Annotated in this window: 20 protein-coding genes; 18 read left to right on the forward strand and 2 right to left on the reverse strand. The window is 63.0% G+C overall.

Features of this window, described 5'->3' with window-relative positions; translation table 11 throughout:
* Positions 1–78: 78 nt before the first annotated feature.
* Genes cobW through cobJ form a run of 6 tightly spaced genes read left to right on the forward strand, consistent with a single transcriptional unit; the run spans position 79 to position 7,961 of the window.
* Complete coding sequence (gene cobW / locus MPC4_RS16725) at positions 79–1,128, forward strand: cobalamin biosynthesis protein CobW (RefSeq protein WP_174513511.1); 1,050 nt, start codon at positions 79–81, stop codon at positions 1,126–1,128.
* Complete coding sequence (cobN, locus tag MPC4_RS16730) at positions 1,129–4,500, forward strand: cobaltochelatase subunit CobN (RefSeq protein WP_174513512.1); 3,372 nt, start codon at positions 1,129–1,131, stop codon at positions 4,498–4,500.
* Positions 4,494–5,801: a precorrin-3B synthase gene (gene cobG / locus MPC4_RS16735; protein ID WP_174513513.1), complete on the forward strand. Its 1,308-nt coding sequence runs from the start codon at positions 4,494–4,496 to the stop codon at positions 5,799–5,801. Before cobN ends, cobG begins: the two co-directional genes overlap by 7 nt.
* On the forward strand, positions 5,798–6,445 hold the full coding sequence (locus MPC4_RS16740) for a precorrin-8X methylmutase (protein WP_174513514.1): 648 nt from the start codon (positions 5,798–5,800) through the stop codon (positions 6,443–6,445). Before cobG ends, MPC4_RS16740 begins: the two co-directional genes overlap by 4 nt.
* On the forward strand, positions 6,442–7,185 hold the full coding sequence (locus MPC4_RS16745; RefSeq protein WP_174513515.1) for a precorrin-2 C(20)-methyltransferase: 744 nt from the start codon (positions 6,442–6,444) through the stop codon (positions 7,183–7,185). The genes MPC4_RS16740 and MPC4_RS16745 overlap by 4 nt, the downstream gene beginning before the upstream one ends.
* On the forward strand, positions 7,182–7,961 hold the full coding sequence (gene cobJ, locus MPC4_RS16750; RefSeq protein ID WP_174513516.1) for a precorrin-3B C(17)-methyltransferase: 780 nt from the start codon (positions 7,182–7,184) through the stop codon (positions 7,959–7,961). The genes MPC4_RS16745 and cobJ overlap by 4 nt, the downstream gene beginning before the upstream one ends.
* Here cobJ and MPC4_RS16755 read toward each other — a convergent pair.
* Positions 7,928–8,680: a cobalt-precorrin-6A reductase gene (locus MPC4_RS16755; RefSeq protein WP_174513517.1), complete on the reverse strand. Its 753-nt coding sequence runs from the start codon at positions 8,678–8,680 to the stop codon at positions 7,928–7,930. The genes cobJ and MPC4_RS16755 overlap by 34 nt on opposite strands.
* A gap of 32 nt (positions 8,681–8,712) precedes the next feature.
* Here MPC4_RS16755 and cbiE point away from each other — a divergent pair, with 32 nt between their 5' ends.
* From cbiE to MPC4_RS16805, 10 genes are all read left to right on the forward strand, one after another.
* Positions 8,713–9,936 carry a precorrin-6y C5,15-methyltransferase (decarboxylating) subunit CbiE gene (gene cbiE / locus MPC4_RS16760; protein WP_174513518.1) on the forward strand — a complete coding sequence of 408 codons (1,224 nt, stop codon included), beginning with the start codon at positions 8,713–8,715 and terminating at the stop codon, positions 9,934–9,936.
* The gene (locus MPC4_RS16765) at positions 9,933–10,316 is read left to right on the forward strand and encodes a cobalamin biosynthesis protein (protein ID WP_174513519.1); all 384 of its coding nucleotides are present in this window, start codon (positions 9,933–9,935) and stop codon (positions 10,314–10,316) included. The genes cbiE and MPC4_RS16765 overlap by 4 nt, the downstream gene beginning before the upstream one ends.
* A complete protein-coding gene (gene cobM / locus MPC4_RS16770) occupies positions 10,313–11,074 on the forward strand; it encodes a precorrin-4 C(11)-methyltransferase (RefSeq protein ID WP_174513520.1) in 762 nt (253 codons plus the stop codon). The genes MPC4_RS16765 and cobM overlap by 4 nt, the downstream gene beginning before the upstream one ends.
* A complete protein-coding gene (locus tag MPC4_RS16775) occupies positions 11,071–12,405 on the forward strand; it encodes a cobyrinic acid a,c-diamide synthase CobB (RefSeq protein ID WP_174513521.1) in 1,335 nt (444 codons plus the stop codon). Before cobM ends, MPC4_RS16775 begins: the two co-directional genes overlap by 4 nt.
* A 376-nt stretch (positions 12,406–12,781) precedes the next feature.
* Positions 12,782–13,357, forward strand: a complete 576-nt coding sequence (locus MPC4_RS16780) for a GNAT family N-acetyltransferase (protein ID WP_174513522.1) — start codon at positions 12,782–12,784, stop codon at positions 13,355–13,357.
* Positions 13,358–13,573: 216 nt separating this feature from the next.
* Entirely contained in the window at positions 13,574–14,956 is a 1,383-nt protein-coding gene (locus tag MPC4_RS16785) for an ABC1 kinase family protein (protein WP_174513523.1), read from the forward strand.
* A gap of 168 nt (positions 14,957–15,124) precedes the next feature.
* A complete protein-coding gene (locus MPC4_RS16790) occupies positions 15,125–15,274 on the forward strand; it encodes an aa3-type cytochrome c oxidase subunit IV (protein WP_174513524.1) in 150 nt (49 codons plus the stop codon).
* Positions 15,275–15,356: 82 nt separating this feature from the next.
* Positions 15,357–16,670, forward strand: a complete 1,314-nt coding sequence (locus MPC4_RS16795) for a Re/Si-specific NAD(P)(+) transhydrogenase subunit alpha (protein WP_174513525.1) — start codon at positions 15,357–15,359, stop codon at positions 16,668–16,670.
* 76 nt (positions 16,671–16,746) lie between these two features.
* The gene (locus MPC4_RS16800) at positions 16,747–17,190 is read left to right on the forward strand and encodes an NAD(P) transhydrogenase subunit alpha part 2 (protein ID WP_174513526.1); all 444 of its coding nucleotides are present in this window, start codon (positions 16,747–16,749) and stop codon (positions 17,188–17,190) included.
* A gap of 3 nt (positions 17,191–17,193) precedes the next feature.
* Entirely contained in the window at positions 17,194–18,600 is a 1,407-nt protein-coding gene (locus MPC4_RS16805; RefSeq protein WP_174513527.1) for an NAD(P)(+) transhydrogenase (Re/Si-specific) subunit beta, read from the forward strand.
* 98 nt (positions 18,601–18,698) lie between these two features.
* Here the strand turns inward: MPC4_RS16805 and hisN are convergent, their stop codons facing one another.
* A complete protein-coding gene (gene hisN / locus MPC4_RS16810) occupies positions 18,699–19,496 on the reverse strand; it encodes a histidinol-phosphatase (protein ID WP_174513528.1) in 798 nt (265 codons plus the stop codon).
* 1,116 nt (positions 19,497–20,612) lie between these two features.
* Between hisN and MPC4_RS16815 the strand changes: the two genes are divergently transcribed.
* Together MPC4_RS16815 and MPC4_RS16820 are read left to right on the forward strand one after the other, a co-directional pair.
* Positions 20,613–21,542 (forward strand): DMT family transporter, encoded by a 930-nt coding sequence (locus MPC4_RS16815; RefSeq protein ID WP_244629071.1) that lies wholly within the window; start codon positions 20,613–20,615, stop codon positions 21,540–21,542.
* A gap of 465 nt (positions 21,543–22,007) precedes the next feature.
* The gene (locus MPC4_RS16820) at positions 22,008–22,319 is read left to right on the forward strand and encodes a septal ring lytic transglycosylase RlpA family protein (RefSeq protein WP_244629072.1); all 312 of its coding nucleotides are present in this window, start codon (positions 22,008–22,010) and stop codon (positions 22,317–22,319) included.
* Positions 22,320–22,817 lie beyond the last annotated feature (498 nt).

Below are 22,817 nucleotides of genomic sequence, written 5' to 3' on the forward strand. Positions count from 1 at the left end.
CGGCGGTCCCCGCAGGCGAAGGCGGCTGCGCCACAGCCGCCGGCAAAAGCCCCCGTGCAATTCAAGGACCGGGGCTTGATGAACGATCTCTCCCACAGCCGTCTTTCGCGCATTCCCGCGACCATCGTGACCGGCTTCCTCGGCGCCGGAAAGACGACGCTGATCCGCCATATTCTCGCCAGCGCGGGAGGACGCCGTCTCGCCCTGATCATCAATGAGTTCGGCGACATCGGCGTCGATGGCGACATCCTCAAGGGCTGCGGCGAGGTCGATTGCGCGGAAGACAGCATCATCGAACTCGCCAACGGCTGCATCTGCTGCACGGTCGCGGATGATTTTCTTCCCGCCATCGAAAGGCTTCTCGCGCTCGATCCGCCGCCTGAACATATCATCATCGAGACATCCGGCCTCGCGCTGCCGAAGCCGCTCGTCAAGGCTTTCGACTGGCCGGGCGTGCGCGCGCGATTGACGGTCGATGGCGTCATCGCCGTCGTCGATGGAGCGGCCGTCGCCGATGGCCGCTTCGTTGACGATCCGGAAAAGCTCGCACTGCAGCGGCAAGCCGATCCCTCGATCGACCATGACAATCCCCTCGAAGAAGTCTTTGAAGACCAATTGCTTTGCGCCGACCTTATCGTCTTGAACAAGATCGACCTCATCGCCGCGCCCGAGCAAGCCCGCATCGCTTCTGACATCAAGGCGCTCCTGCCTCGCGCGACGAAAGTGATCGCGTCGCAGCAGGGGCGGATCGACGCGCGGGTTCTGCTCGGCCTTGGCGCCGCCGCCGAAGATGACGTGTCGAACCGGCGCTCGCATCATGATGAAGAAGCCGAGCACGACCATGATGACTTCGAAAGCCTTATCATGGAGGTCGACGCTATTGACGAGGCCGCCCCTTTCATTCGCCGGCTGGAGGCTGTCGCCGAGGCTCACGACGTGCTGCGGATCAAGGGTTTCGTCGAGGCGCGCGGCAAGCCGATGCGCCTTCTCGTGCAAGGCGTCGGCAACAGGTTCCAGCATAGCTTCGACCGGCCCTGGGAGTCGGGCGAGGCGCGCTGCGGGCGCCTCGTGATCATTGGGAAAAAGGGCCTCGACGCCGCCGCGATCAAGCGGATGCTGGAGCGCTGAATGCATCTTTTGCGGACGGAAAGCCGATCGCTCGATGAGGCCGAAGCCGCCATCGACCTTGCGCAGACGCCGGCCGATTTGGTGTTCCTCTCATTTTCCGACAGCGATCTCGGCGCTGTAGCGGCGGCCGCGCGGTCTCGGCCCGGCGGCGCGATGAGCGTTCGGCTGGCTAATCTCGCCGTCCTCAAGCATCCCTATTCCATCGATCTTTACGCCGAAAAAGTCATCGCCAAATCGCGATTCATTCTGATCCGCCTGCTCGGCGGCCTCGACTATTGGCGCTACGGCGTCGAGGAATTTTGCCGCGTCGCGCGGGCGCACGGCGTCTTGCTCGCCATCATTCCAGGCGACGCAGCGGAAGACCAACGCCTGGCCGAGGCGTCCAACATGGCCGCCGAAGACCTCAAAGAGATTTTTGCGCGCTTTCAAAGCGGCGGCGCGGGGAATATCGGAGCGGTTCTCGACTGGATCGAGGCTCGCCTCGATGCGCCGGCCGTATGGGGCGCAAAGCAGACTATTGCCGCCGCGGGCGTCTTCACGGCGGCCCGCAGACTGACGCGTGGGGCCAAGCGGCGCGCGCTCATTATATTTTATCGGTCATATATGCTGGTTGACGATACGGCGCCGATCATCGCGCTCGCCGACGCGCTCGCCGCGCGCGGATTCGACGTCGAGCCCATCTTCGTGACGAGCCTCAAAGATGTCAGAGCCGTCAGGTTCTTGCACGAGACGATTGCATGCGGACAACCCGATGTGGTTTTGAACGCGACGGCCTTCTCGGCGCGGCTCGACGAAGGCGGCAGCGTCCTCGATGAAGCCGACGCCCCCGTGCTGCAAGTCATCTTCTCCGGCGCTGGCGAAGCACAATGGAAAGCGGACCCGCGCGGCCTTTGCGGCGCGGATCTCGCCATGAATGTCGTTCTGCCGGAGATGGATGGACGCCTGATCACGCGCGCGATCGCCTTCAAAAGGCAGGCGCCGCCTCGGCCGGATCTTGAATTCACGCCATTGGTTCACGCCGCCTGCGATTCACGCGTCGCATTCGTCTCGGACCTTGCAACAGCCTGGGTCGATTTGCGCAAGACGGCTCCGGCTGAGCGCCGCCTCGCCTGCATCCTGTCCGATTATCCGGCCAAGGCGGGACGCGGCGGCTATGCTGTGGGTCTCGATACGGCCAAGAGCGTCGCGTCGATCGCCGAAATGCTGCGCGAGGCGGGCTACGCCATCGGACCTTTGCCGCATGAAGATCATCTCATGCGAAGCCTTGAATCCGGAGCCGCGACCGGGCGCCTGAGCCTTGCCGATTACGAAGAGGCGCTGCGCGACATGCCGCGCCCCTTTACCGAGACGCTCAACGCGCAATGGGGCGATCCCGCCTCTGACCCATACTCCATCGAGGGCTTCTTTTCATTCCCAATTTTGCACGCGCAAAACTTCTATGTCGCCTTGCAGCCCGATCGCGGATCGAGCGCCGAGCGCAAAGCGCAATATCATGACGTCGCTCTGGCGCCGCGCCACGCCTATGTCGCCTTCTATGTCTGGCTGCGTCGCGTCGCCGGCATCCACGCGATCATTCACTGCGGCGCACATGGCACGCTCGAATGGCTGCCGGGCAAAGCCATTGCATTGAGCGAAGCCTGCGCGCCCGAGGCGGTGCTTGGCGCAACGCCCGTCATCTATCCCTTTATCGTCAATAATCCGGGCGAAGCGGCGCAGGCCAAGCGCCGCTTGAACGCCCTGATCATCGGACATCTGACGCCGCCCTTAACATCCGCGCAAAGCCACGGCGCGGCGCAGGAAATAGAAGCTCTGCTCGACGAATATGCAAGCGCCGAAATGCTGGATCGCAAGCGCGCCAGACTGCTCGCCAAAGCCATTCTCGCTCGCGCCGAAGAGACCGGCCTCGCGCAGGACTGCGGGTTAAATGACGATGACGATCCTATGGCGGGCTTGCAGCGTCTCGATGCATGGCTTTGCGATCTCAAGGATATGCGCATCGGCGATGGCTTGCATGTATTTGGACGTGCGCCGGCGGCGGCGGTTCGCGACGCAAACGTCGCAACGCTCGCGAAAGCCGACGGCGCAGGCGACGCCGCGCCGCTATCTGCGCTGATTGATCGCTGCGCCGAGACTGAACGCGAAGGCCTGCTCGCGGCGCTCGACGGGCGTTTCGTTCAGCCAGGTCCTGGCGGTGCGCCATCGCGCGGACGCATCGACGTGCTGCCGACGGGCCGCAATCTCTATGGAGTCGATCCGCGCGCGGTTCCAACCCGCACCGCCTGGGAGATCGGTCAGCGCGCCGCTCAGGAAGTACTGAGCCGTCATGCGCAGGACAATGGCGAATGGCCAAAGAGAATCGTCATGGATCTTTGGGCCAGCGCCACCATGCGCACCGGGGGCGATGATCTCGCGCAGGCGTTGGCCTTGCTTGGCGTCAAGCCGGTCTGGGACAACGCCTCCTCCCGTGTCACCGGTTTCGAGATCATCTCTCCGGCGAGGCTCGATCGTCCGCGCGTCGACGTGACGCTGCGCATCTCGGGGCTCTTTCGTGATGTCTTTCCGGCCCAGATCGCGCTTTTCGATTCGGCTGTACGCGCCGTCTCTGAAATCGATGAAGATGACGAGGCTAATCCGTTGGCGGCCGCGCGGCGTGCGGCCGGCGTCGCGCCTTCGCGCATCTTCGGCGCCGCGCCATCGGCCTATGGCCTCGGACTTTCCCGCGCAATGGACGCAGACGCCACGCTATCGCGCGAAGAACTTGGCCAGCTCTATCTCGATGCGACTTCCCACGCCTATGGTGGCGCCCGGGGCGAAGGGATCGCGAGCCCCGGCTTTACCGAGCGCGTCGCAAGCGCCGACGCAATGATCCATGTGCAGGACCAGGACGAACAGGATCTTCTCGACTCCGACGCGATCGTCGATCATGAAGGCGGCTTCGCCGCGGCCGCGCAACTGCTTGGCAATGATGCGCCGATCTATCATGTGGAGACGACGCGGCCCGGCGCGATAAAGGTGCGAACATTGCCCGAGGAAGTCGCCCGGATCGTGCGCGGCAGGGCCAGCAATCCGCACTGGATCAGAGGCCAGATGCGCCACGGCCATCGTGGCGGCGCCGAGATCGCGGAGACCGTCGATCATCTTTTCACGCTCGCCATCATGAGCGACGCCGTCTCGAGCCGGCATTTCGAGCTGCTTTTTGACGCCACCTGCGGCGATCCAGACGTGCGCGATTTTCTCGTCGCTGAAAACCCGAAAGCGGCGCTCTGCATCGTGGCCCGCTTTGAAGCGGCGCTGCGGCGCGGCTTCTGGCAAGGCCGGCGCAATTCCACGCTCGACACTCTCGCATCGATGCGGGAAAGCCTTTCATGCTAATTCGCACCGAATTGCGCAGAGGCTGGTGCCCCGGCGCGCTCTCCCCGATGCTGGCGAAAGATGGTTTTCTCCTGCGCTTTCGCATCAGCGGCGGCATTGTCGGCGCCGCAACGATGCGCGCGATCGCCAACGCTTCGCGCTCCTGTGGCAATCGTCTCATCGATCTTTCCGCGCGTGGCAATCTGCAGTTGCGCGGCGTATCTCAAGCCACGCTCGCCGCTCTTACAGAAAGGCTGAGCGAGCTCGGCCTCATCGATGAAGATCCGGCCGCCGAAGCCATACGCAACGTGATGGTCAGTCCGCTCGCAGGACTTGGGGCTGCGATTGACGTCGGCCCGATCGGCAAGGCGCTCGAAGCCGCGCTCGTCGCGGCGGTTGATCTGCATCGCCTGCCCGGCAAATTCGGCTTTCTAATCGATGATGGCGGCGCGTTGTCGCTCGAGGACGAGCCCGCCGACATCCGCTTCGCCTATCGCAATGCGCATGATGACTTCGCGATTTCGATTGGTGGCGTATCGAGCGACGCGGTTAGTCTCGGTTTTTGCGCGCCCAACAGGGTCGTCGCAACGGCCCTCGATCTCGCCCGCTCTTTTCTTAAGCTCGGCGACGCCCTGTCGGAGCCGCCGCGACGAATGATGGACCTCATATCACAATGCGGTTCCGCCGTCATCGCCGAATCCGCCGGCCTCACTCCGACGCCAGCGCGACAACAAGGCCGCATCGAGGCGCCTTCCCCGATCGGACTGATCAGCTTTGACGACTCATTTTGCTTTGGCGCTGGCGCGCCCTTTGGCCGACTCACCGCCGACATGCTTGACGCGGCCGCTCAGGCTGCGGAGACCTATGCGGCGGCCGAGATCAGATTGACGCCCTGGCGCGCGCTGCTCCTGCCGCATGTGGACGCCTCGGCGAACGACGCTTTGCGGCGTCATTTCACAGCGGCAAATTTCATCGTCGCTCCCGACGATGCGCGGCTTCGCCTCGCGGCCTGCGGCGGCGCTCCCGCCTGCGAACGCGCGACGACGCAAACGCGCGAGGATGCATTGGCGCTTGCGGCCATCGCGCGACGGTTCAACGGCGCCAGCATTGCCTTGCACGTGTCCGGCTGTCAAAAGGGCTGCGCCAGGCCGCGGCCAACGCCGGTGACGCTGGTCGGCAGGGGCGGCCTTTACGATCTCATCATCAACGGGACGCCCTACGATCCAAGCGCCGCGCAAAACCTTACCTTGACGGCGGCGCGCGACATGCTGGAAACCATGACGCATGGCGTTGACGAAAACGCGAAAAGCAAATGCATATGAACGCGCAGCAAAGTGGACATCGCTTCGACTATATTCGCGACGGCGCGGAGATTTACCGGCGCTCCTTTGCGACGATACGCGCCGAAGCCGACCTGACGCGCTTCACGTCGGATGAAGAGACCGTCGCCGTGCGCGTCATCCATGCTTGCGGCATGGTTGAGATCGCCAACGATCTTTTCTTTTCGCCAAACGCAGCGGTTCTGGCGCGCCGCGCGCTGCGCGATGGCGCGCCGATCCTTTGCGACTCCAAGATGGTCGCAAATGGCGTGACGAGATCGCGCCTGCCGAGCCGCAACGAAGTTATCTGCACGCTCGATCACCTCTCCGTCGCCGAGCTCGCACGAGAGATCGGCAATACGCGCAGCGCCGCGGCGTTGGAGCTCTGGCGCGAGCGGCTGGACGGCGCGGTGGTCGCCATCGGCAATGCGCCGACGGCTCTGTTTCATCTGATCGACATGCTGGAGCACATGTCCGCGCGGCCCGCCTGCATCATCGGCATGCCGGTCGGCTTTGTCGGCGCGGCGGAATCAAAAGAAGCGCTGATCGAACTGGCGCCGGCGCCTTACATCACTATGCGCGGACGCAAAGGCGGGAGCGCCATGACGGCGGCCGCACTCAACGCGCTGGCGGGGGACGCCGAATGATCGCGTCTGCGCCCGCTTCCGGGCGGCTCTACGGCGTCGGCCTCGGCCCAGGCGATCCCGATCTCTTGACCGTCAAGGCGACCAAGATTCTGGGCTCCGCGCCCATCGTCGCCTATTTCGCCAAAAAAGGCCGGCGCGGACAGGCGCGCGCCATCGTAGACCGCTGGCTATGTCCGACATGCCTCGAACTGCCACTCCTCTATCCCATAACGACGGAAAAGCATTTCAGCGATCCCGTCTATGTCGAGACATTGCGCGCCTTCTATGAGGACGCGACGCAAAGGATAGCGGATCATCTGTCGGCCGGTCGGGACGTCGCCCTCATCTGCGAAGGCGATCCCCTATTTTATGGTTCGTTCATGCATCTTTACGTACGGCTGAAGGACCGCTTCGCTGTGGAAGTCATTCCCGGCGTCACGGGCATGTCCGGCTGCTGGAGCGCCGCCAAAGTTCCGATCACCTGGGGCGACGACGTGTTGAGCGTTCTGCCAGCTACGCTCGGCGGAGAGGATCTCGCGCAGCGCCTTGGGGCGTGCGACGCCGCCATCATCATGAAGCTCGGCGCCAACCTCGGCAAAGTCCGCGCGGCGATCCGCGAGGCCGGCCGCGAGGGCGCCGCGATCTATGTCGAACATGGCACGCAGGAAGCCGAAAGGATCATCCGCCTCGAAGACAAGACCGACGATCTCGCGCCCTATTTCTCGATGATTCTCATTCCCGGGCAAGGCAGGCGGCCATGAGCGCGGCGAACAGCGCCTCCGGCTCGCTGCGCGTCGTCGGACTGGGCCCCGGCCTTGCGGAGTGGATCACGCCCGAGGCCTCGAGGATTCTCGCGGAGGCGACCGATCTTGTCGGCTATGCGCCCTATGTCGAACGCTGCCCGCAGCGCGCCGGGCAAGTCCGGCACGGCAGCGACAACAGAGTCGAGATTGATCGCGCGCGCGCCGCCTTGCGCCTGGCGCAAGAAGGGCGTCATGTCGCTGTGGTGTCGGGGGGCGATCCCGGCGTTTTCGCCATGGCCGCGGCGGTGTTCGAGGCGATCGATCACGGCGAGCCGGCGTGGCGCGAGATCGACGTCGCAGTGTCGCCCGGCATCTCCGCGATGCAGGCGGCAGCGGCGCGATTGGGCGCGCCGCTCGGTCATGATTTCTGCGCGATCTCTTTGTCGGATAATCTCAAGCCTTGGGCGCTCGTCGAGAAAAGATTGATTGCCGCGGCGCAAGGCGATTTCGTCATGGCCTTCTATAATCCGGCCTCAAAAACACGCCGCGATCAGATCCGCGCCGCCTTTGCTTTGCTGCGCCAGCATAAGGCGGAGCGGACGCCGGTGATGTTCGCCAAATCCATCGGCCGCGCGGACGAGCGCATCATCGTCACGACGCTTGCGGACGCCGAGCCCGGCCTCGCCGACATGGCGACGCTGGTCATCATCGGATCGAGCGAAACCAAAGTGATCGTGCGAGGCGCGGGCGAACCCTTCGTCTACACGCCGCGCAGCGCCGGACGCGCGCCATGACGCAGGATCAGATCAAGCGCCTCCGCGGGATCATGCGCGGCGTTCAAGGCGTCATATGGACGCTCGACCATGATGACGGGAAGGCCAAGCCGGCGCGCGGCAAGAATCTTGCCGAACACAGCCGGAGAGCCGCTGTTCTTCGCAACGATGACGTCAATCATTTCATCGCGCAGAAGGCGCTCTTCCGCATCGGCGTCAAAGGGCCCGCGCGCGGCGATGGCGCGGCAATGCGGGAAAGCGGGCGCGACCGGATCAATGCTGCGGATGAGATAGAAATGCTGCGGCGCAGCCTCGAAGGCTGCGAGCTGCAACCGTCCGATGGCGAGAAAGACGCGGCGGCTTTTATCCCCGAGCGCGCCGACCGCGCTCGCCATGTCTGGAACCTCGATCCAGCGATCGCCAGTTTCCCGCGCCCAGGCAGGCCGCGACAATATGATGAGCGGCATATTTGCTCTTGCCGCAGCGATCCGCGCGTTGCGCGAGATCTGTTCGGCAAAAGGATGAGTGGCGTCGACAAGGACGTCGATGCGCTCGGCTGCGAGATAGGCCGCAAGACCGTCCGCGCCGCCAAAGCCGCCGATACGCAAGGGAATAGGCGGCGCGACGGGCGCCTTGGTGCGTCCGGCGAAAGACATGATCGCCTCAACGTCGCTTCGCGCCGCGAGGAGCGTTGCGAGCGCGCTTGCCTCGGAGGCGCCGCCAAGCACGAGAACCCTCATCTTTCTGTCTCCAGCTCCTGTCCGCTCGCGCCATGACCGCGTCGCCTGCGCCCGGAAAGCCCTGGCTCTCCCTCATCGGCATCGGCGAGGACGGCGTCGACGGCCTCACTCCTGCCGCGCGAGAGCTGCTCGCGCAAGCCTCAATCGTCATCGGCGGCGCGCGCCATCTCGCGCTCGCCGGTCCCCTCGGCGTCGAGACGATGATCTGGCCATCTCCGATCACGCAGGCCCTGCCCCGGATTCTGGCGCGGCGGGGGGAGCCGGTCTGTGTCCTTGCATCCGGCGATCCGTTTTTCTACGGCGTCGGCGCCCTTCTTTCGGCGCATGTCGCGCATGATGAAATGCTCTGCATTCCGTCGCCCTCGGCCTTCAGCCTCGCCGCGGCAAGGCTGCACTGGAGCCTGCAAAACTGCGATCTTATTTCACTCCATGGGCGCGACTTCGAACGCTTCATCCCCGCCATCCAACCCGGCGGAAAACTCCTGTGCCTCTCCTGGGACGAGACGACCCCGCCACGCATTGCGAAGCTTTTATGCGAGCGAGGACTGGGGACGTCACGCATCACCGTCATGGAGGCGATGGGCGGCGAGAGAGAACGCATCCGGTCGAGCCTTGCTGAAGCCTTCGATATTGAGGAGATCAATCCGCTCAATCTGGTCGCCGTGGAAATTCCGCTTGAGCCGAGATCATGTTTTTTGCCAATCGGCGCCGGATTGGACGACGGCCTGTTTGAGCATGACGGTCAGCTGACCAAGCGCAATATCCGCGCCCTCACTTTGTCGGCGCTGACGCCCCGGCGCGGGGATCTGTTATGGGATATCGGCGCAGGCTGCGGCTCGATCGCCATCGAATGGCTCCTGCTCGACCCCGCCAATCGCGCCATAGCGATCGAAGCGCGCCCTGACCGGGCGGAGCGGATCGCGCGCAACGCCAGACATCTTGGCGCGCCGCAAATCGACATCATTTGCGGCAAGGCGCCAGGTGCTCTCTCGAAGCTGCCGCCGCCGCAAGCAATCTTCGTCGGCGGCGGCTCCAGCGATCCCGCGATCTTCGAGGCGGCTTTCGCGGCGCTTGCGCCAGGCGGGCGGCTCGTCGTCAACGCCGTGACGCTTGAGGCTCAGGCGGAGCTTTTCCGCCGCTTCAAGACGCATGGCGGCGATCTGACGAAAATCGAGATCGCGCGGGCCGATCCTCTGGGCGGTTTTCACGGCTGGCGCCCGGCCATGCCCATCACGCAATGGGCGGTGACGAAATGAAAATCGCAATCGGCGTCGGATGCCGAAAAGATTGCGCCAGCGAGATCATCGTGGCGCTGGTGCGCCGCGCCATCGCCCGCGCGCATTGCGAGGGTTCGCCTGCCGCACTTTACTCGCATCAGGCGAAGAGCTTGGAGCCCGGCCTGATCGCGGCGGCGGCAAAGCTTGAAATGCCGCTCGTCTTTCTTGATCCCAAGCTTCTCGACGAGGCGGCTCCACGAGCAGTGACACGATCGGAAAAAGTCATCGACATGTTCGGCCTGCCGTCGATCGCCGAGACCGCCGCGCTGGCCGGGGCGGGCGCCGGCGCCGAACTGATCCTCGCCCGCATCAGCGACTCCTGCGCCAGCTGCGCCATCGCGAAAGAGCGTCAATCATGACCATTCATTTCATCGGGGCCGGACCCGGCGCGCCCGATCTCATCACGGTGCGCGGCCGCGATCTCATCGCGCGCTGCCCCGTCTGTCTTTTTGCCGGCTCGCTTGTTCCGCGCGCGCTGCTTGAGCATTGCCCGGTGGGCGCGCGGATCATCGACACCTCGGCCATGGACCTTGATCAGATCGAGGCCGAATTTTTGCGCAGCCATGAGGCGGGCGAGGACGTGGCGCGCCTGCATTCCGGCGATCTTTCGATCTGGAGCGCCATGGGCGAACAGCTACGCCGCCTCGACCAGCTCGCCATTCCCTATACGATCACGCCCGGCGTTCCAGCTTTCGCCGCCGCCGCGGCGGCTTTGCGCACGGAACTCACCTTGCCGGAGGTCGCGCAATCGCTCGTGCTTACCCGAACGCAAGGGCGCGCCTCGTCCATGCCGGCGCGTGAAACGCTCGCGGCTTTCGCCGCGACGCGAACGACGCTCGCAATCCACCTTTCCATTCACGCCATCGACCGCGTGGTCGCGGAGCTGACGCCCCATTACGGCGCCAATTGCCCCGTGGCGATCGTGTTTCGCGCGTCCTGGCCGGACGAGACGATTTTACGCGGAACGCTCGCAACGATCGCCAAACAGCTCGCCGCCGCGCCGATGGAGCGCACCGCTTTGATCTTCGTCGGCGAGGTTCTTAAGGCGCGCGATTTCCGCGAGAGCGCGCTCTACGACAAGGATTATCAGCGCCGCTTTCGCGGGGGAGAGCGATGAGCTTTCCGCGCGGCCTTCTGATCGCCGCGCCGCGCTCCGGCAGCGGCAAGACCGTGCTGACCCTTGGTCTGATGCGCGCCTTCAGGAACAAGGGCCTTGCCGTCGGCGCCGCCAAATGCGGGCCGGATTATATTGATCCGGCCTTCCACGCCGCCGCCACCGGGCAAAACAGCGTCAATCTCGACAGCTGGGCGATGGACCCCCCGCTTCTGTGCGCCCTCGCCGGCGCCGCCGGCCTGACAAAGGATGGCGAGCCTTGCGATCTTGTGCTCTGCGAGGGCTCGATGGGGCTTTTCGACGGCGTCATCGCGCGGCCCGGGCGCAGCGGAGCATCGGCGGACGTCGCGGCGGCGCTCGGCTGGCCGGTTCTCCTCTGCGTCGACGTCAGCGGTCAGGCGCAATCGGCCGCCGCCGTGGTCAAGGGCTGCGCGACCTATGATTCGCGCGTCAACATCGCTGGCGTCATTTTGAACCGCGTCGCGAGCGAGCGCCACCGAAGGCTCGCGGCGCAAGCGATTGAAGCGCTGGGCGTTCCCGTCCTCGGCGCCCTGCCGCGAACGACAAAAATCGACTTGCCGGAACGTCATCTCGGACTCGTTCAGGCGGAGGAAATCGCGGGTCTCGACGCCCTGCTTGACGCCATCGCGGCCTTCGTCGGCGCGCATTGCGACCTCAACGCCATTGTCGCGTCGGCCGGCGCGGGATCTTTTCCCGGACAGGCGCCGGTCGCCGCCCTGCGCCCGCCAGCGCAGCGCATCGCCATCGCGCGGGATATCGCATTTTCTTTTCTCTATCCGCATATTTTGGAGGGCTGGCGCAGGCTCGGCGCGGAACTCAGCTTCTTTTCGCCTCTGGCCGATGAGGCGCCGTCCCCTGACTGCGACCTCTGTTGGCTTCCCGGCGGCTATCCCGAGCTTCATGCCGGCAAGCTCGCCGCCTCCGGCCAGTTTCTCGCAGGACTCCGCCGGTTTGCCGCGAGGAGGCCGGTGCACGGCGAATGCGGCGGCTATATGGTGCTGGGCCAGAGCCTCGTCGACAAATCGGGCGAGGCGCATCCTATGGCCGGGTTGCTCGCGGCGAGCTTCAGTTTCGCTGAGCGAAAGCTCAACCTTGGTTATCGGGATGCGCGGCTCGCCGCCGCCCACTCCTTGGGCGCCGCTGGATCGAGCCTGCGCGGCCATGAGTTCCATTATGCGACAACATTGGCCGCCAGCGAGACCGACGCCCCCTTCGCCCTGGTTCGGGACGCGCATGGCGGCGCCGAACGCATGGAAGGCGGCCGGCGCGGGCAAACGAGCGGCAGTTTCTTTCACATCATCGCCGCCGCATAGATCGCGCCGGAGCATTTGTGCGGCTGCGACTTCTCGCCGCCGCACCGGCTGAAACGGTCAACTCGCGAGGCGCCCCGGCGCGGACGCCAAATGCTGCACTTGCGAAATTACTCGGGCGCAGGCATATATGGATGACGAGAGAAGGCCGATCCACGCCAATTCGACGTAGTTCGAAACCGAGCAGGAATAGCGCCGCGGGTGTTGTCGAAAGGCCGATCGGTCCCGCGACAGCCCGCTCTGTCATGCTCACGGCATCTTCTCTGTCAATCTTAACGAACAATCAAGCCAAAGCGCTGAAGACGCCGCTTGATTCGCGCCGCTGCGTGACCCTGTTCGCGGCGCGGCTGAAAATAAAAGGTCAATGAGGCCCAACTTCATGAACAAGCCGATCAGACGGTCAGACCGTCAACATACGATCAAGCTCCCGGACGGTGAGCTGTTTCAGCTTCGTTACGTGCGCCCCGACGACAGGGCGCGTCTCGAAGAGATGTTTTCCCATGCCTCGCCGGAGGACATTCATTTCCGTTGCCTCGGCGCTGTGCATGATTTCGCCGGTAAAATGGCCGAAAAATTCACAAGCCTTGATCCGGAAACGGAGGCGGCCATCATCGCGACAACCTTGCCGGAGTCGGGCCCCGAGGAAATCTTCGGCATCGTGCACATCGCACAAGAGCATGCAGATTCCGAAACGGCCGAATATGACATTATGGTGCGCTCCGACTTCAAGGCGCACGGCCTCGGATATCAGCTCATGACCGAAATCCTTCTCTGCGCGAGACGGCGCGGGCTGAAGGCGGTCACGGGGACTATTTCCGCGGACAACTTCAAGATGCTGCAAATGGTGGCCGAGCACGGCTTCCGTTCGCGGCGGACCGAAGACAACGCCGTCGAGGTCCGCGTCGATTTCGCCGAACTCGACGCGCGCCTCGAAGCTGAACTTTCGGGAAGCTGAGGGCGCCGCCGGCGGCTCGCGCTCCGTGTTTCGATGGATGCATTGACGCAGGCGTGCGTTGACAGGCGCCCCGGCGATCAACTCTAGTCAAATGGTCAGGACGCCGGAGCAGGATCGAAGAGGAATATTGATCAGGCTCACTGCGTCCTGCGTTTGACGCGTGACTTTGTTCGAGAGGCTTGTCTCTCCTGCGGGTTCGTGTTTCCAGGGATCTGCATGAGGGACGACGAAGCAAATCGCTTTTCAGCTCGCGCGGCGCGCTACGCCCGCGTCGGCGCGAATGTCGGAGGGGTCGCCGCCCGCATCGCCGGGGCGCGCCTCATCGGTTCGCGCGGCGGCGACGCCGGCAACGCGGCCGCTCTGGCGCGAGCGCTCGGCGGTCTCAAGGGTCCAATGATGAAGGTCGCCCAGATGATGGCGACGATCCCGGACGTGCTCCCGCCCGAATATGCAGACGAACTGCAAAAGCTGCAGAGCGATGCGCCGTCGATGGGCGCGGCTTTCGTCAAGCGGCGGATGCAGGCCGAACTCGGGCCGGACTGGCGGCAGCGTTTCAAAAGCTTCGAGCTGCACCCCGCGGCCGCGGCCTCGCTCGGTCAGGTCCATCGGGCCGCCGCCGAGGATGACGCTCCGCTCGCCTGCAAGCTGCAATACCCCGATATGAAATCGGCCGTCGAGGCCGACCTCAGCCAGCTCGAAGTCTTGTTCGCGCTGCACCGGCGCCTCAACCCCGTCATCGATACGCGGGAAATGACGCAGGAGATCGGCGAGCGCGTCCGCGAGGAGCTCGACTATGAGCGCGAGGCGAAGCATGCGGCGCTCTACGCTGGCATTCTCTCCCGTTTTGACGACATTCGCGTCCCGCGCATTCGCCGCGACCTCTCGACTGCGCGCCTCCTCACGATGGATTGGCTCGAAGGCGGCAAATTACTCAGTTTTACCGGAGCGGACGAGGCCGCGCGGGCGCGCATCGCGGCGGCAATGTTCAAAGCCTGGTGGATTCCGTTCAGCCAGTTCGGCGTCATCCACGGCGATCCGCACCTTGGCAATTATACGGTTTTCAACGAGCGCGGGCATTCGGCGGATGACGTCGCAAGCGCGGCAGGCATTAACCTGCTGGATTATGGCTGTATCCGCATCTTCACGCCAAAATTCGTCGGCGGCGTGGTGGATCTCTATGAGGGCCTGCTCCACAATGATTTTCCGCGCACATTCCATGCCTATGAGACCTGGGGATTTCAGGGACTGACCAAAGAGTTAGCCGAGATCTTGAACATCTGGGCGCGATTCATCTACGGGCCCCTGCTCGACGACCGCGTGCGCACTGTGGCCGATGGCGTCGCGCCGGCGCAATACGGCCGCAAACAGGCCTTTCTCGTGCATCAGGCCCTGAAGAAAAACGGGCCAGTCCGGGTGCCGCGCGAATTCGTCTTCATGGATCGCGCCGCGATCGGCCTCGGCGGCGCCTTTCTGCATCTCGACGCCCGCTTAAACTTCCATCGCATGTTCAATGAGGCGATCGGAACCTTTTCGGCCGAGGCGTTGCGCGAACGCCAGACAGCCGCCCTCGCCGCCGTCGGGCTCGCGTCGCCGGATTGATCAAAACATCTCTCGGGAGGCCCCCCGCCTGAATGCAAAATTGTCGCGCTTTCCCGCTTGCCCTCTTGCATGGGGAGGGATTCATTGCCAAAGCTTCGTGGCCAACGCTCGTGGCCAAAGCTTCGCGGCCAAAGCTTCGCGGATGTCACATCGGGAGGAGACTGATCAATGACGAACGATCACGCGCAATCCATCAGCCCCTCGGGCCTCGATCACGAGGAACATGAAAAAACGTATAAAATGTTCTTGCGCCTGCTCACTTTCAGCGCCGCCGGAGTGGCTGGCATCCTTATTTTATTGGCCATCATAGCAGGCTAAGCTTTCCATCCGACCGCCGGCGCCCCGCCGGCCGCACTGAGCCTCTGGCCTCCAAAGCTCGCTGACAATCGGAGAATTTTATATGCGCATAGCCGTCCAAGCCGAAAACGACGCCATTGAGAGCCGCGTCGCGGCGACCCCCGAGACGGTGAAATCGCTCGCCGCGCTCGGCGCGGAAGTCACGGTCGAGACGCGCGCCGGCCGCAACTCCGCGATATTGGACGAAGCTTATGCCGCCGCCGGAGCGACGATCGCGCCCGACGCCGCCGCCGCTGTAAAGGACGCCGACGTCGTGCTTCGGGTGCGGCGCCCGGCAGCCGCGGAACTCGCCGGCGTCAAACCCGGCGCCGTCGTCCTCGCCATTCTGGACCCTTACGACCACATTGACGCATTGCAGTCGCTCGCCGGCGCCGGCGTCAGCGCGTTTGCGATGGAGCTGATCCCGCGCATCACGCGGGCTCAAACGATGGACGTGCTGTCAAGCCAGGCCAATCTCGCCGGCTATCGCGCCGTCATCGACGCCGCCTCGGCCTATGAACGCGCCATTCCCATGATGATGACGGCTGCCGGCTCAGTCCAGCCGGCCCGCATCTTCATCATGGGCGTCGGCGTCGCGGGCCTGCAGGCGATCGCGACGGCGCGGCGGATCGGCGGCGTCGTGACTGCGACCGACGTCCGGCCAGCAACCAAAGAGCAAGTGCTCTCGCTCGGCGCGAAATTCATCGCCGTTGAGGACGATGAATTCGCCGCGGCCGAAACCGCGGCCGGCTACGCCAAGCCGATGTCCCCCGAATATCAGGCAAAGCAGGCGGCCCTCACCGCCTCCCATATCGCCAAGCAGGATATTGTCGTCACGACCGCGCTCATTCCCGGACGCGCCGCTCCGATCCTCATCACCGCCGAGATGGTGCGCTCGATGCAGCCGGGCTCGATCATCATCGATCTCGCCGTCGAGCGCGGCGGCAATTGCGAGCTCTCAAGGCCGGGCGAGACCGTCGTCACCGATAATGGCGTCAAGATCATCGGCAATCTGAACGTCGCCGGGCGCGTTCCGGCCACGGCCTCGGCGCTTTATGCCCGAAACCTGCTTGCCTTCCTCAAACCCCTGATTGACCCCGAAACGAAAAATCTCGCGATCAACTGGGACGATGAAATCGTCAAGGCGACCGTTCTAACGCGGGAAGGAGCGCTCACGCATCCAAACTTCCAGGCGACGGCCACAGCGCAGGCGCCCGAGATGCCGGACGACCGCCCTGAATCCTCCGCCCCGACGATCGAGCCGGCCGCTCAGCCCGAGGCCGAGGCTGCGCCCGACGCTTCGCCAGCTCCGACGGGCGCCGCCAAACCGAGGCAAAGAACGCGATCCGGCAAAGGCGCCAATCAGACCGGGCCGTGACGCCAGAGGCGGGCGGCAAGGGCTGTCAATCAGATAGACCCCGTCAAAAATGTTACTACCGGAGGGAGAGGCACGGATGGCCAACGAGATCGATCAAGAAGCTCTACAAAGGCTGCATGAGGCTGTCGCGGCGGCGCGCCACGCCGCCGAAAACGCGGAAACCTACGCCGATCAGCTGGCGGGCGGCGCTCATGCCGCGACCGGCGGCGTCATCGATCCGATCGTCTTCCGCCTTGCGATTTTCGCGCTCGCCGTGGTCGTCGGCTATTACGTCGTCTGGTCTGTAAAACCCGCCCTGCATACGCCGCTGATGTCGGTCACCAACGCGATTTCCTCCGTCATCGTCGTCGGAGCGCTGCTGTCGGCGGGCGTCGAGGTCGGCGATCATGCCGGAGGGGGCGCCGGCGCCCTCGCAGCCAAGATTTTCGGTTTCATCGCCCTCGTCCTCGCGTCGGTCAATATCTTCGGCGGCTTTCTTGTCACCGAACGCATGCTCGCGATGTATAAGAAAAAGGGCTGATCGATGAACGCCAATCTCGCGGCCCTGCTCTATCTCGCATCTGGTCTGCTCTTTATTTACGCGCTGCGGGGTCTGTCCTCCCCGGAAACGTCGCGGCGAGGCAATCACGCCGGCATGATCGGCATGGCGATCGCCATTGTCACCACGCTGTTCTATCAGCCGCCGGCGAGCGCCTTTTCCCTTCTCATCGTGATCGCGGGCATCGCCATCGGCGGCGCCATCGGGACGTGGCGCGCGCGCACCATTCAAATGACGGCGATGCCGCAGCTCGTCGCCCTGTTTCACGCGCTCGTCGGCCTCGCCGCCGTGCTCGTCGCGGCGAGCGCCCTCAACGCTCCGCGGGCCTTCGCGCTCGGCTCGCCAATTCACGCCGGCAGCCTCGTTGAAATGTCGCTCGGGGCGGCGATCGGCGCGATCACCTTCACAGGATCGGTCATCGCCTTTCTGAAACTCGACGGCCGCATGTCCGGCAAGCCGATTCTCCTGCCGCACCGGCACCTGATCAACATAGCTCTCGGCGTTCTGCTCTTTCTTTTCATCATCGCGTTTTCGTCGACCGGCGATCATGTCGTTTTCTGGGCCATCGCCATAGTCGCCTTCGCGCTTGGCGTGCTTTTGATCGTGCCGATCGGCGGCGCCGACATGCCGGTCGTCATTTCCATGCTCAACTCCTATTCGGGCTGGGCCGCCGTCGGCATCGGCTTCACCTTGAGCAATCTCGCCCTGATCATCACCGGCGCGCTCGTCGGCTCATCAGGCGCCATTCTGTCCTACGTCATGTGCAAGGGGATGAACCGCTCTTTCATCTCGGTGATCGCGGGCGGTTTTGGCGGCGAAACGGCGGCTCCCGCCGCGGGCGCCGCCGGAGCTGTCGCCGAAACGCGCCCGGTCAAGCAGGGTACGCCCGAAGAAGCGGCGAAACTGCTGAAAGCGGCGAAAAAGGTCATCGTCGTGCCGGGCTACGGCATGGCGGTCGCCCAGGCGCAACATGCGTTGCGGGAGATGGCCGACGTCCTGAAGAAGCATGGCGCGGACGTGAAATATGCGATCCATCCCGTCGCCGGGCGCATGCCGGGCCACATGAACGTTCTGCTGGCCGAGGCCAATGTGCCTTACGACGAAGTTTTTGAACTCGAAGAAATCAATGAGGACTTCGGTCACGCCGACGTGGCTTTTGTCATCGGCGCGAACGACGTGACGAACCCCGCGGCGAAAACCGATCCGAAGTCGCCGATCTACGGCATGCCCGTCCTTGACGTCGAGAACGCCAAGAACGTGCTTTTCGTCAAGCGCGGCATGGGATCGGGATATGCCGGCGTCGAAAATGAGCTGTTTTTCCGGCCCAATACGACGATGCTGTTCGGCGACGCCAAAAAGGTCGTCGAGTCGATTTTGCGCGCCATGGAATAGCATGTCTCCTCATGGGAAGCGGCGCCGCTTCCCATGAGCGTTGCCCTGGTTGATCCGGGCCGAACTGATCATGCCCGTCGTCCGCCGCGCGGGGAGATTCACCCTTGAAGCAGCTTGAGGACCGTGTCGTGCAGTTCGGCGCTGCCGCTCGAGACGATGTCCCCGCCCTGCGTCGCGCTGCCGCCATCCCAGTTCGTCACAATCCCGCCCGCGCCTTCGATGATTGGGATGAGCGGCGCGATATCATAGATTTTGAGCCCCGATTCGATCACGCAATCGACGTGACCCGCGGCCAGCATGGCGAAAGCGTAGCAATCGCCGCCGTAGCGGGAGAGGCGGACCCGCTCCTCGACGCGGCGAAAGGCGGGAAGCTTCGATTCAGCGTAGAGAAGCGGCGACGTGGTCAGCAAAGTCGCTTTCGACAGATCGCCGCAGGCGCGCGTCTTCAGTTTGCGCTCGATCACCTCTCGATTGGCTCCGGGCCCGCGCCAGAGGGCGCCGACGCCATCCCCGACGAAGCGCTCGCGGGTGAAAGGCTGAACGATCATCCCATAGGTTGGAGATCCCTCGCGCAGTAGACCGATGAGGCTGCCCCAGGTCGGCATGCCGGCGATGAAGCTCTTGGTCCCGTCGATTGGATCCAGCACCCAGACATAGTCCGCGTCGCTCCGCACCGACCCGAACTCCTCGCCAATGATGCCGTGGTGAGGAAAGGTTTCGATAATAAGCCGTCGCATGGCCGATTCGGCCGCGTGATCCGCTTCCGTCACAGGATCGAAAGCGCCGCCGACATTTTTGTCTTCAGCGCCGAGAGCGGTTCGAAAGAAGGGCAGAATCGTATCGCTGGCGATATCGGCAAGATTCTCGACGAACGCGGCGAAGTCCACAGCTGTCATGAGCGTGCTTTTCCTGAGCCCCTGCGGGGATGATTGGAGCTAACGCTCGTTGACACGGCGGGCCGCCCGCCGCAAGTGAATCTGGCGGTCTGTCGACTGGGGCGGCTTTTTGTCCGGATTTACTCAAACAAACACGCCCCCGCGCGCTACGAAGGTCAAAAACTCAATATAAATCAAGCGATTAAGCCTTCTTGACGCAGGCGTCAAAAAATTAGGTCAACAGGGCTTGCTTTTTGTGCGCTGCACGTGCATATTATTGCGGTGCGGCAACGTTGTTGCCGCCGATGCCCTCCTTGGGCGTTTCCTCCCTAGACTTGGGCCGCTTGTGGCAACGCAAGCGGCCTCTTTATTTTTGGCCGGAGCGCAAAAGCTTTTCCTGCTATCGTCGACCCCGGAATATGCGACGAAAAACCGGAATGCCTTGCGCGCCAGCGTTCGCAAATAAAGTTACGAGACCGCATTTTGCGCGGCCTCGTCGTCAAGTCGCCCGAAAAATCCGAGCCACGGCACAGCTAAACCATCACCATTCCGATAAAATGATGACCGGCCCTGACAGACCTCTTCGCTTTGCTGTTTTAAGGATTTTCCCTGGAATTGCGTTTGGCGCTTCTTGGCCTTGAGCTTTTTAGTGCGCCGCACTTTAATTAGATCACCCCGCGGCAACTGAATCGTCGCGACGCTCTCTTTAGGCCCCTCCCTAGACTTGAACCGCTACTGGCAAAGCCAGTCGGCCTCTTTACGTTCTTGGCTCGCGCTCCGGCTTTTTTACGGCGTCCGGATTTTGCGTTCGCTGATGATAAGCGCCGTGCGAGCAACTGGATTTCTCCGGCTACGGCAGCGCTTACAAATGTTACGGTAGTGCATTTCTTCGTGAATGAAAAGACGCCCTGCGACAAATCGACCATCTTTTTATCGCGTCAGTTGCGTCACGCCCTTGGAGCACGCTGCGCAATAGATCCTATCTACATGGAATCGAAAGACTTTCTTCTCCAATCAGAGCTTGTTCAAAAAGATCATTGAAGCGCCGTGGGCGATCACATTTTTCTGAGCCTTCCGGCTAGAAGGAAATGAGCTCCATTCTCGCTTTTCGCCTGAGCAAGCTGCACTGGAAATTGCGTGCCTTTTCTGCCTCCCTGGCTTTGGATCGTCTTCACCATCACGGCGGCGGCGGCGCAAACGTTACGGAACGCCGCGCAGCGTGACCTTCTCGATGGAGTTGGCGCCGCCGGCGCCGCTTATGTGCGGTTTCTGTACGGACTCCCATTCGCTCTTCTGTTTCTGGGGGTCGTGGTGGGCCTCACCGGCCGCCATCCCACTCCCATAGGAAGTCACGCGCTTGGCTGGATTTTTGTCGGCGCTTTGGCCCAGGTGCTCGCAACCGGATTGATGCTCGCAGCCATGCGCGAGCGCTCCTTCGTGGTGACGATCGCCTATACCAAGACGGAGCCCTTGCAGGTTGCCTTGTTCGGATTGGTGTTTCTCGGCGACCGCCTGACTGGCCCGACCGCGCTTTCAATCTTTGTGGCGACGATCGGCGTCCTCGTCCTATCGTGGCCCGGATCCGGGCGGATCCCTTCGCCGAAAACATCAGCCGGGGCGGTTCCAGCGTACAGGAGCCCGGCCATTCTTGGCCTTTGCGCCGGAGCTTGCTTTGCAATCTCGGCGGTCGGCTTTCGCGGCGCAATCCTTGCTCTCGACGGTCCAACGTTCCTCGTCGCCGCGTCGACGGCGCTCGTCACCGGGCTGCTCGTCCAGACCCTGGCGATCCTCTTGCATCTTGGCCTCACCAACCGCCCTTTGCTGCGAGCGATCGCGGCCGAATGGAGGCCGTCGCTGCTCGCCGGCTTTCTTGGGGCTTTCGCCTCCCAATTCTGGTTTCTCGCCTTCGCCGTCGATAGCGCGGCCCGCGTACGCACCTTGGGCCTCGTCGAAGTGATCTTCGCGCAGATGGTCTCGCGGCGACTTTTCAAGCAGGGCGCATCGCCTCGTGACGCGGTCGGCATCGCCATGATCGTCACCGGGGCCGTGATCCTGTTCCGCGCCTAGGGCGCTTTCCGATCGAAGGGAGCCATTCGATCGATCAGAAATCGCTCCAGATTCAAAAGCTTGAGCATTTCTTGTCGATCGGATCGAACCCATCTGATCGAAATATCCTCGTGAACTCTCTTCTGGCAATCCGCCGCTCTGCGCCCGCCACTGCTTGCGCTTTATTGCAGGAGCGCCAATGGCTCCGGCTCAGTCATCTTCGGCACGACATCCGCTCCGAGCCAATTTTTGTAAATGACATTCGGATAAGCAGTTTTTCATACGATTGATATAGCCAAACATAAGTCTATTATACTTCACCACATATGTGGCAAAGTCGAATAATTGTCAAATAGTCAGCGTATATTTATACAATACAGATATAATATACTATGATACATTGCCACTTTTTAATCACATAAGCCATCCATAGACGCACTCTGCTCGTATATGAGCGGACATTGAAACGTGTATGGAGTTTTAATATTGAATAAATATATCATGGTGGTGGCCGCGTTGCTCATATCTTCAGCCGGCGCCGAAGCGCAGAGCTGGACAGGCAAAGCCTCTTACTATGGCGCGCGAGGCCATATGACTTGCGCCCACCGTTCCCTGGCTTTTGGCACCCATGTTCGCGTCACCAACCTCGCGAACCACCGTTCCGTTGTGCTGGTCGTCAACGATCGAGGGCCGTACATCGCAGGGCGCATCATCGACGTGTCGACCGGCGCCGCGGACGCGCTCGGATTCCGTCACGCCGGTCTTGCCAATGTGACCATGCAGACGGTCGCGAACTAACATCGTTTTGCGGATCGGCCGAACGTCTCGCCGGACGGCGCCAGACTCTCGCCGATCCGCTTTCTCCGCGACGCCGTCGTCGCTGAGGGCGCTTGACAGAACCGTTCTTCGGAGTCCTTGCGAGGCCAAGGAGCCACGCCTATGAACGACGCCGCGCCTTCGGTCTAAAACACCGCAAAATCACTACACATAGTGGAAGACTGGCTTCAGCCTTCAATATCTCGCAGGGAACAAACCCTGATTCGGCTCCAGGCGCCGATTCGGGCGCGATTCGTTCCACTCTCGTTCGAAGCGTAAAGAATGCTGCGCAAGCGAGAGCCATTATGATACACGAAGGGCGAAACTGCGCTGTTGCGCCAAGGCTCTTTCGCAAGGCCGGCGAGGCTACGCGGCGAGGCCCGCGCAAGACAGCGTTTCGACTGCGAGGCCGGATCGAGGAGGATGGGACGCCGGGTCTCAAGGAGCGGAAGGAACCGTCAGCTTTCGCCGCCGTTCGAG

The sequence above is a fragment of the Methylocella tundrae genome (genome assembly GCF_901905185.1).
Taxonomy (GTDB): Bacteria; Pseudomonadota; Alphaproteobacteria; order Rhizobiales; family Beijerinckiaceae; genus Methylocapsa; species Methylocapsa tundrae.

Coding starts and splice junctions, on each gene's coding strand:
- MPC4_RS16785 (WP_174513523.1), top strand. CDS start 13,574: ATGAGGGACGACGAAGCAAATCGCTTTTCAGCTCGCGCGGCGCGCTAC.
- MPC4_RS16755 (WP_174513517.1), bottom strand. CDS start 8,680: ATGAGGGTTCTCGTGCTTGGCGGCGCCTCCGAGGCAAGCGCGCTCGCA.
- cobN (WP_174513512.1), top strand. CDS start 1,129: ATGCATCTTTTGCGGACGGAAAGCCGATCGCTCGATGAGGCCGAAGCC.
- MPC4_RS16775 (WP_174513521.1), top strand. CDS start 11,071: ATGAGCTTTCCGCGCGGCCTTCTGATCGCCGCGCCGCGCTCCGGCAGC.
- MPC4_RS16765 (WP_174513519.1), top strand. CDS start 9,933: ATGAAAATCGCAATCGGCGTCGGATGCCGAAAAGATTGCGCCAGCGAG.
- MPC4_RS16805 (WP_174513527.1), top strand. CDS start 17,194: ATGAACGCCAATCTCGCGGCCCTGCTCTATCTCGCATCTGGTCTGCTC.
- MPC4_RS16780 (WP_174513522.1), top strand. CDS start 12,782: ATGAACAAGCCGATCAGACGGTCAGACCGTCAACATACGATCAAGCTC.
- MPC4_RS16745 (WP_174513515.1), top strand. CDS start 6,442: ATGATCGCGTCTGCGCCCGCTTCCGGGCGGCTCTACGGCGTCGGCCTC.
- cobM (WP_174513520.1), top strand. CDS start 10,313: ATGACCATTCATTTCATCGGGGCCGGACCCGGCGCGCCCGATCTCATC.
- cobG (WP_174513513.1), top strand. CDS start 4,494: ATGCTAATTCGCACCGAATTGCGCAGAGGCTGGTGCCCCGGCGCGCTC.
- MPC4_RS16740 (WP_174513514.1), top strand. CDS start 5,798: ATGAACGCGCAGCAAAGTGGACATCGCTTCGACTATATTCGCGACGGC.
- MPC4_RS16795 (WP_174513525.1), top strand. CDS start 15,357: ATGCGCATAGCCGTCCAAGCCGAAAACGACGCCATTGAGAGCCGCGTC.
- MPC4_RS16790 (WP_174513524.1), top strand. CDS start 15,125: ATGACGAACGATCACGCGCAATCCATCAGCCCCTCGGGCCTCGATCAC.
- MPC4_RS16800 (WP_174513526.1), top strand. CDS start 16,747: ATGGCCAACGAGATCGATCAAGAAGCTCTACAAAGGCTGCATGAGGCT.
- cobW (WP_174513511.1), top strand. CDS start 79: ATGAACGATCTCTCCCACAGCCGTCTTTCGCGCATTCCCGCGACCATC.
- cobJ (WP_174513516.1), top strand. CDS start 7,182: ATGAGCGCGGCGAACAGCGCCTCCGGCTCGCTGCGCGTCGTCGGACTG.
- hisN (WP_174513528.1), bottom strand. CDS start 19,496: ATGACAGCTGTGGACTTCGCCGCGTTCGTCGAGAATCTTGCCGATATC.
- cbiE (WP_174513518.1), top strand. CDS start 8,713: ATGACCGCGTCGCCTGCGCCCGGAAAGCCCTGGCTCTCCCTCATCGGC.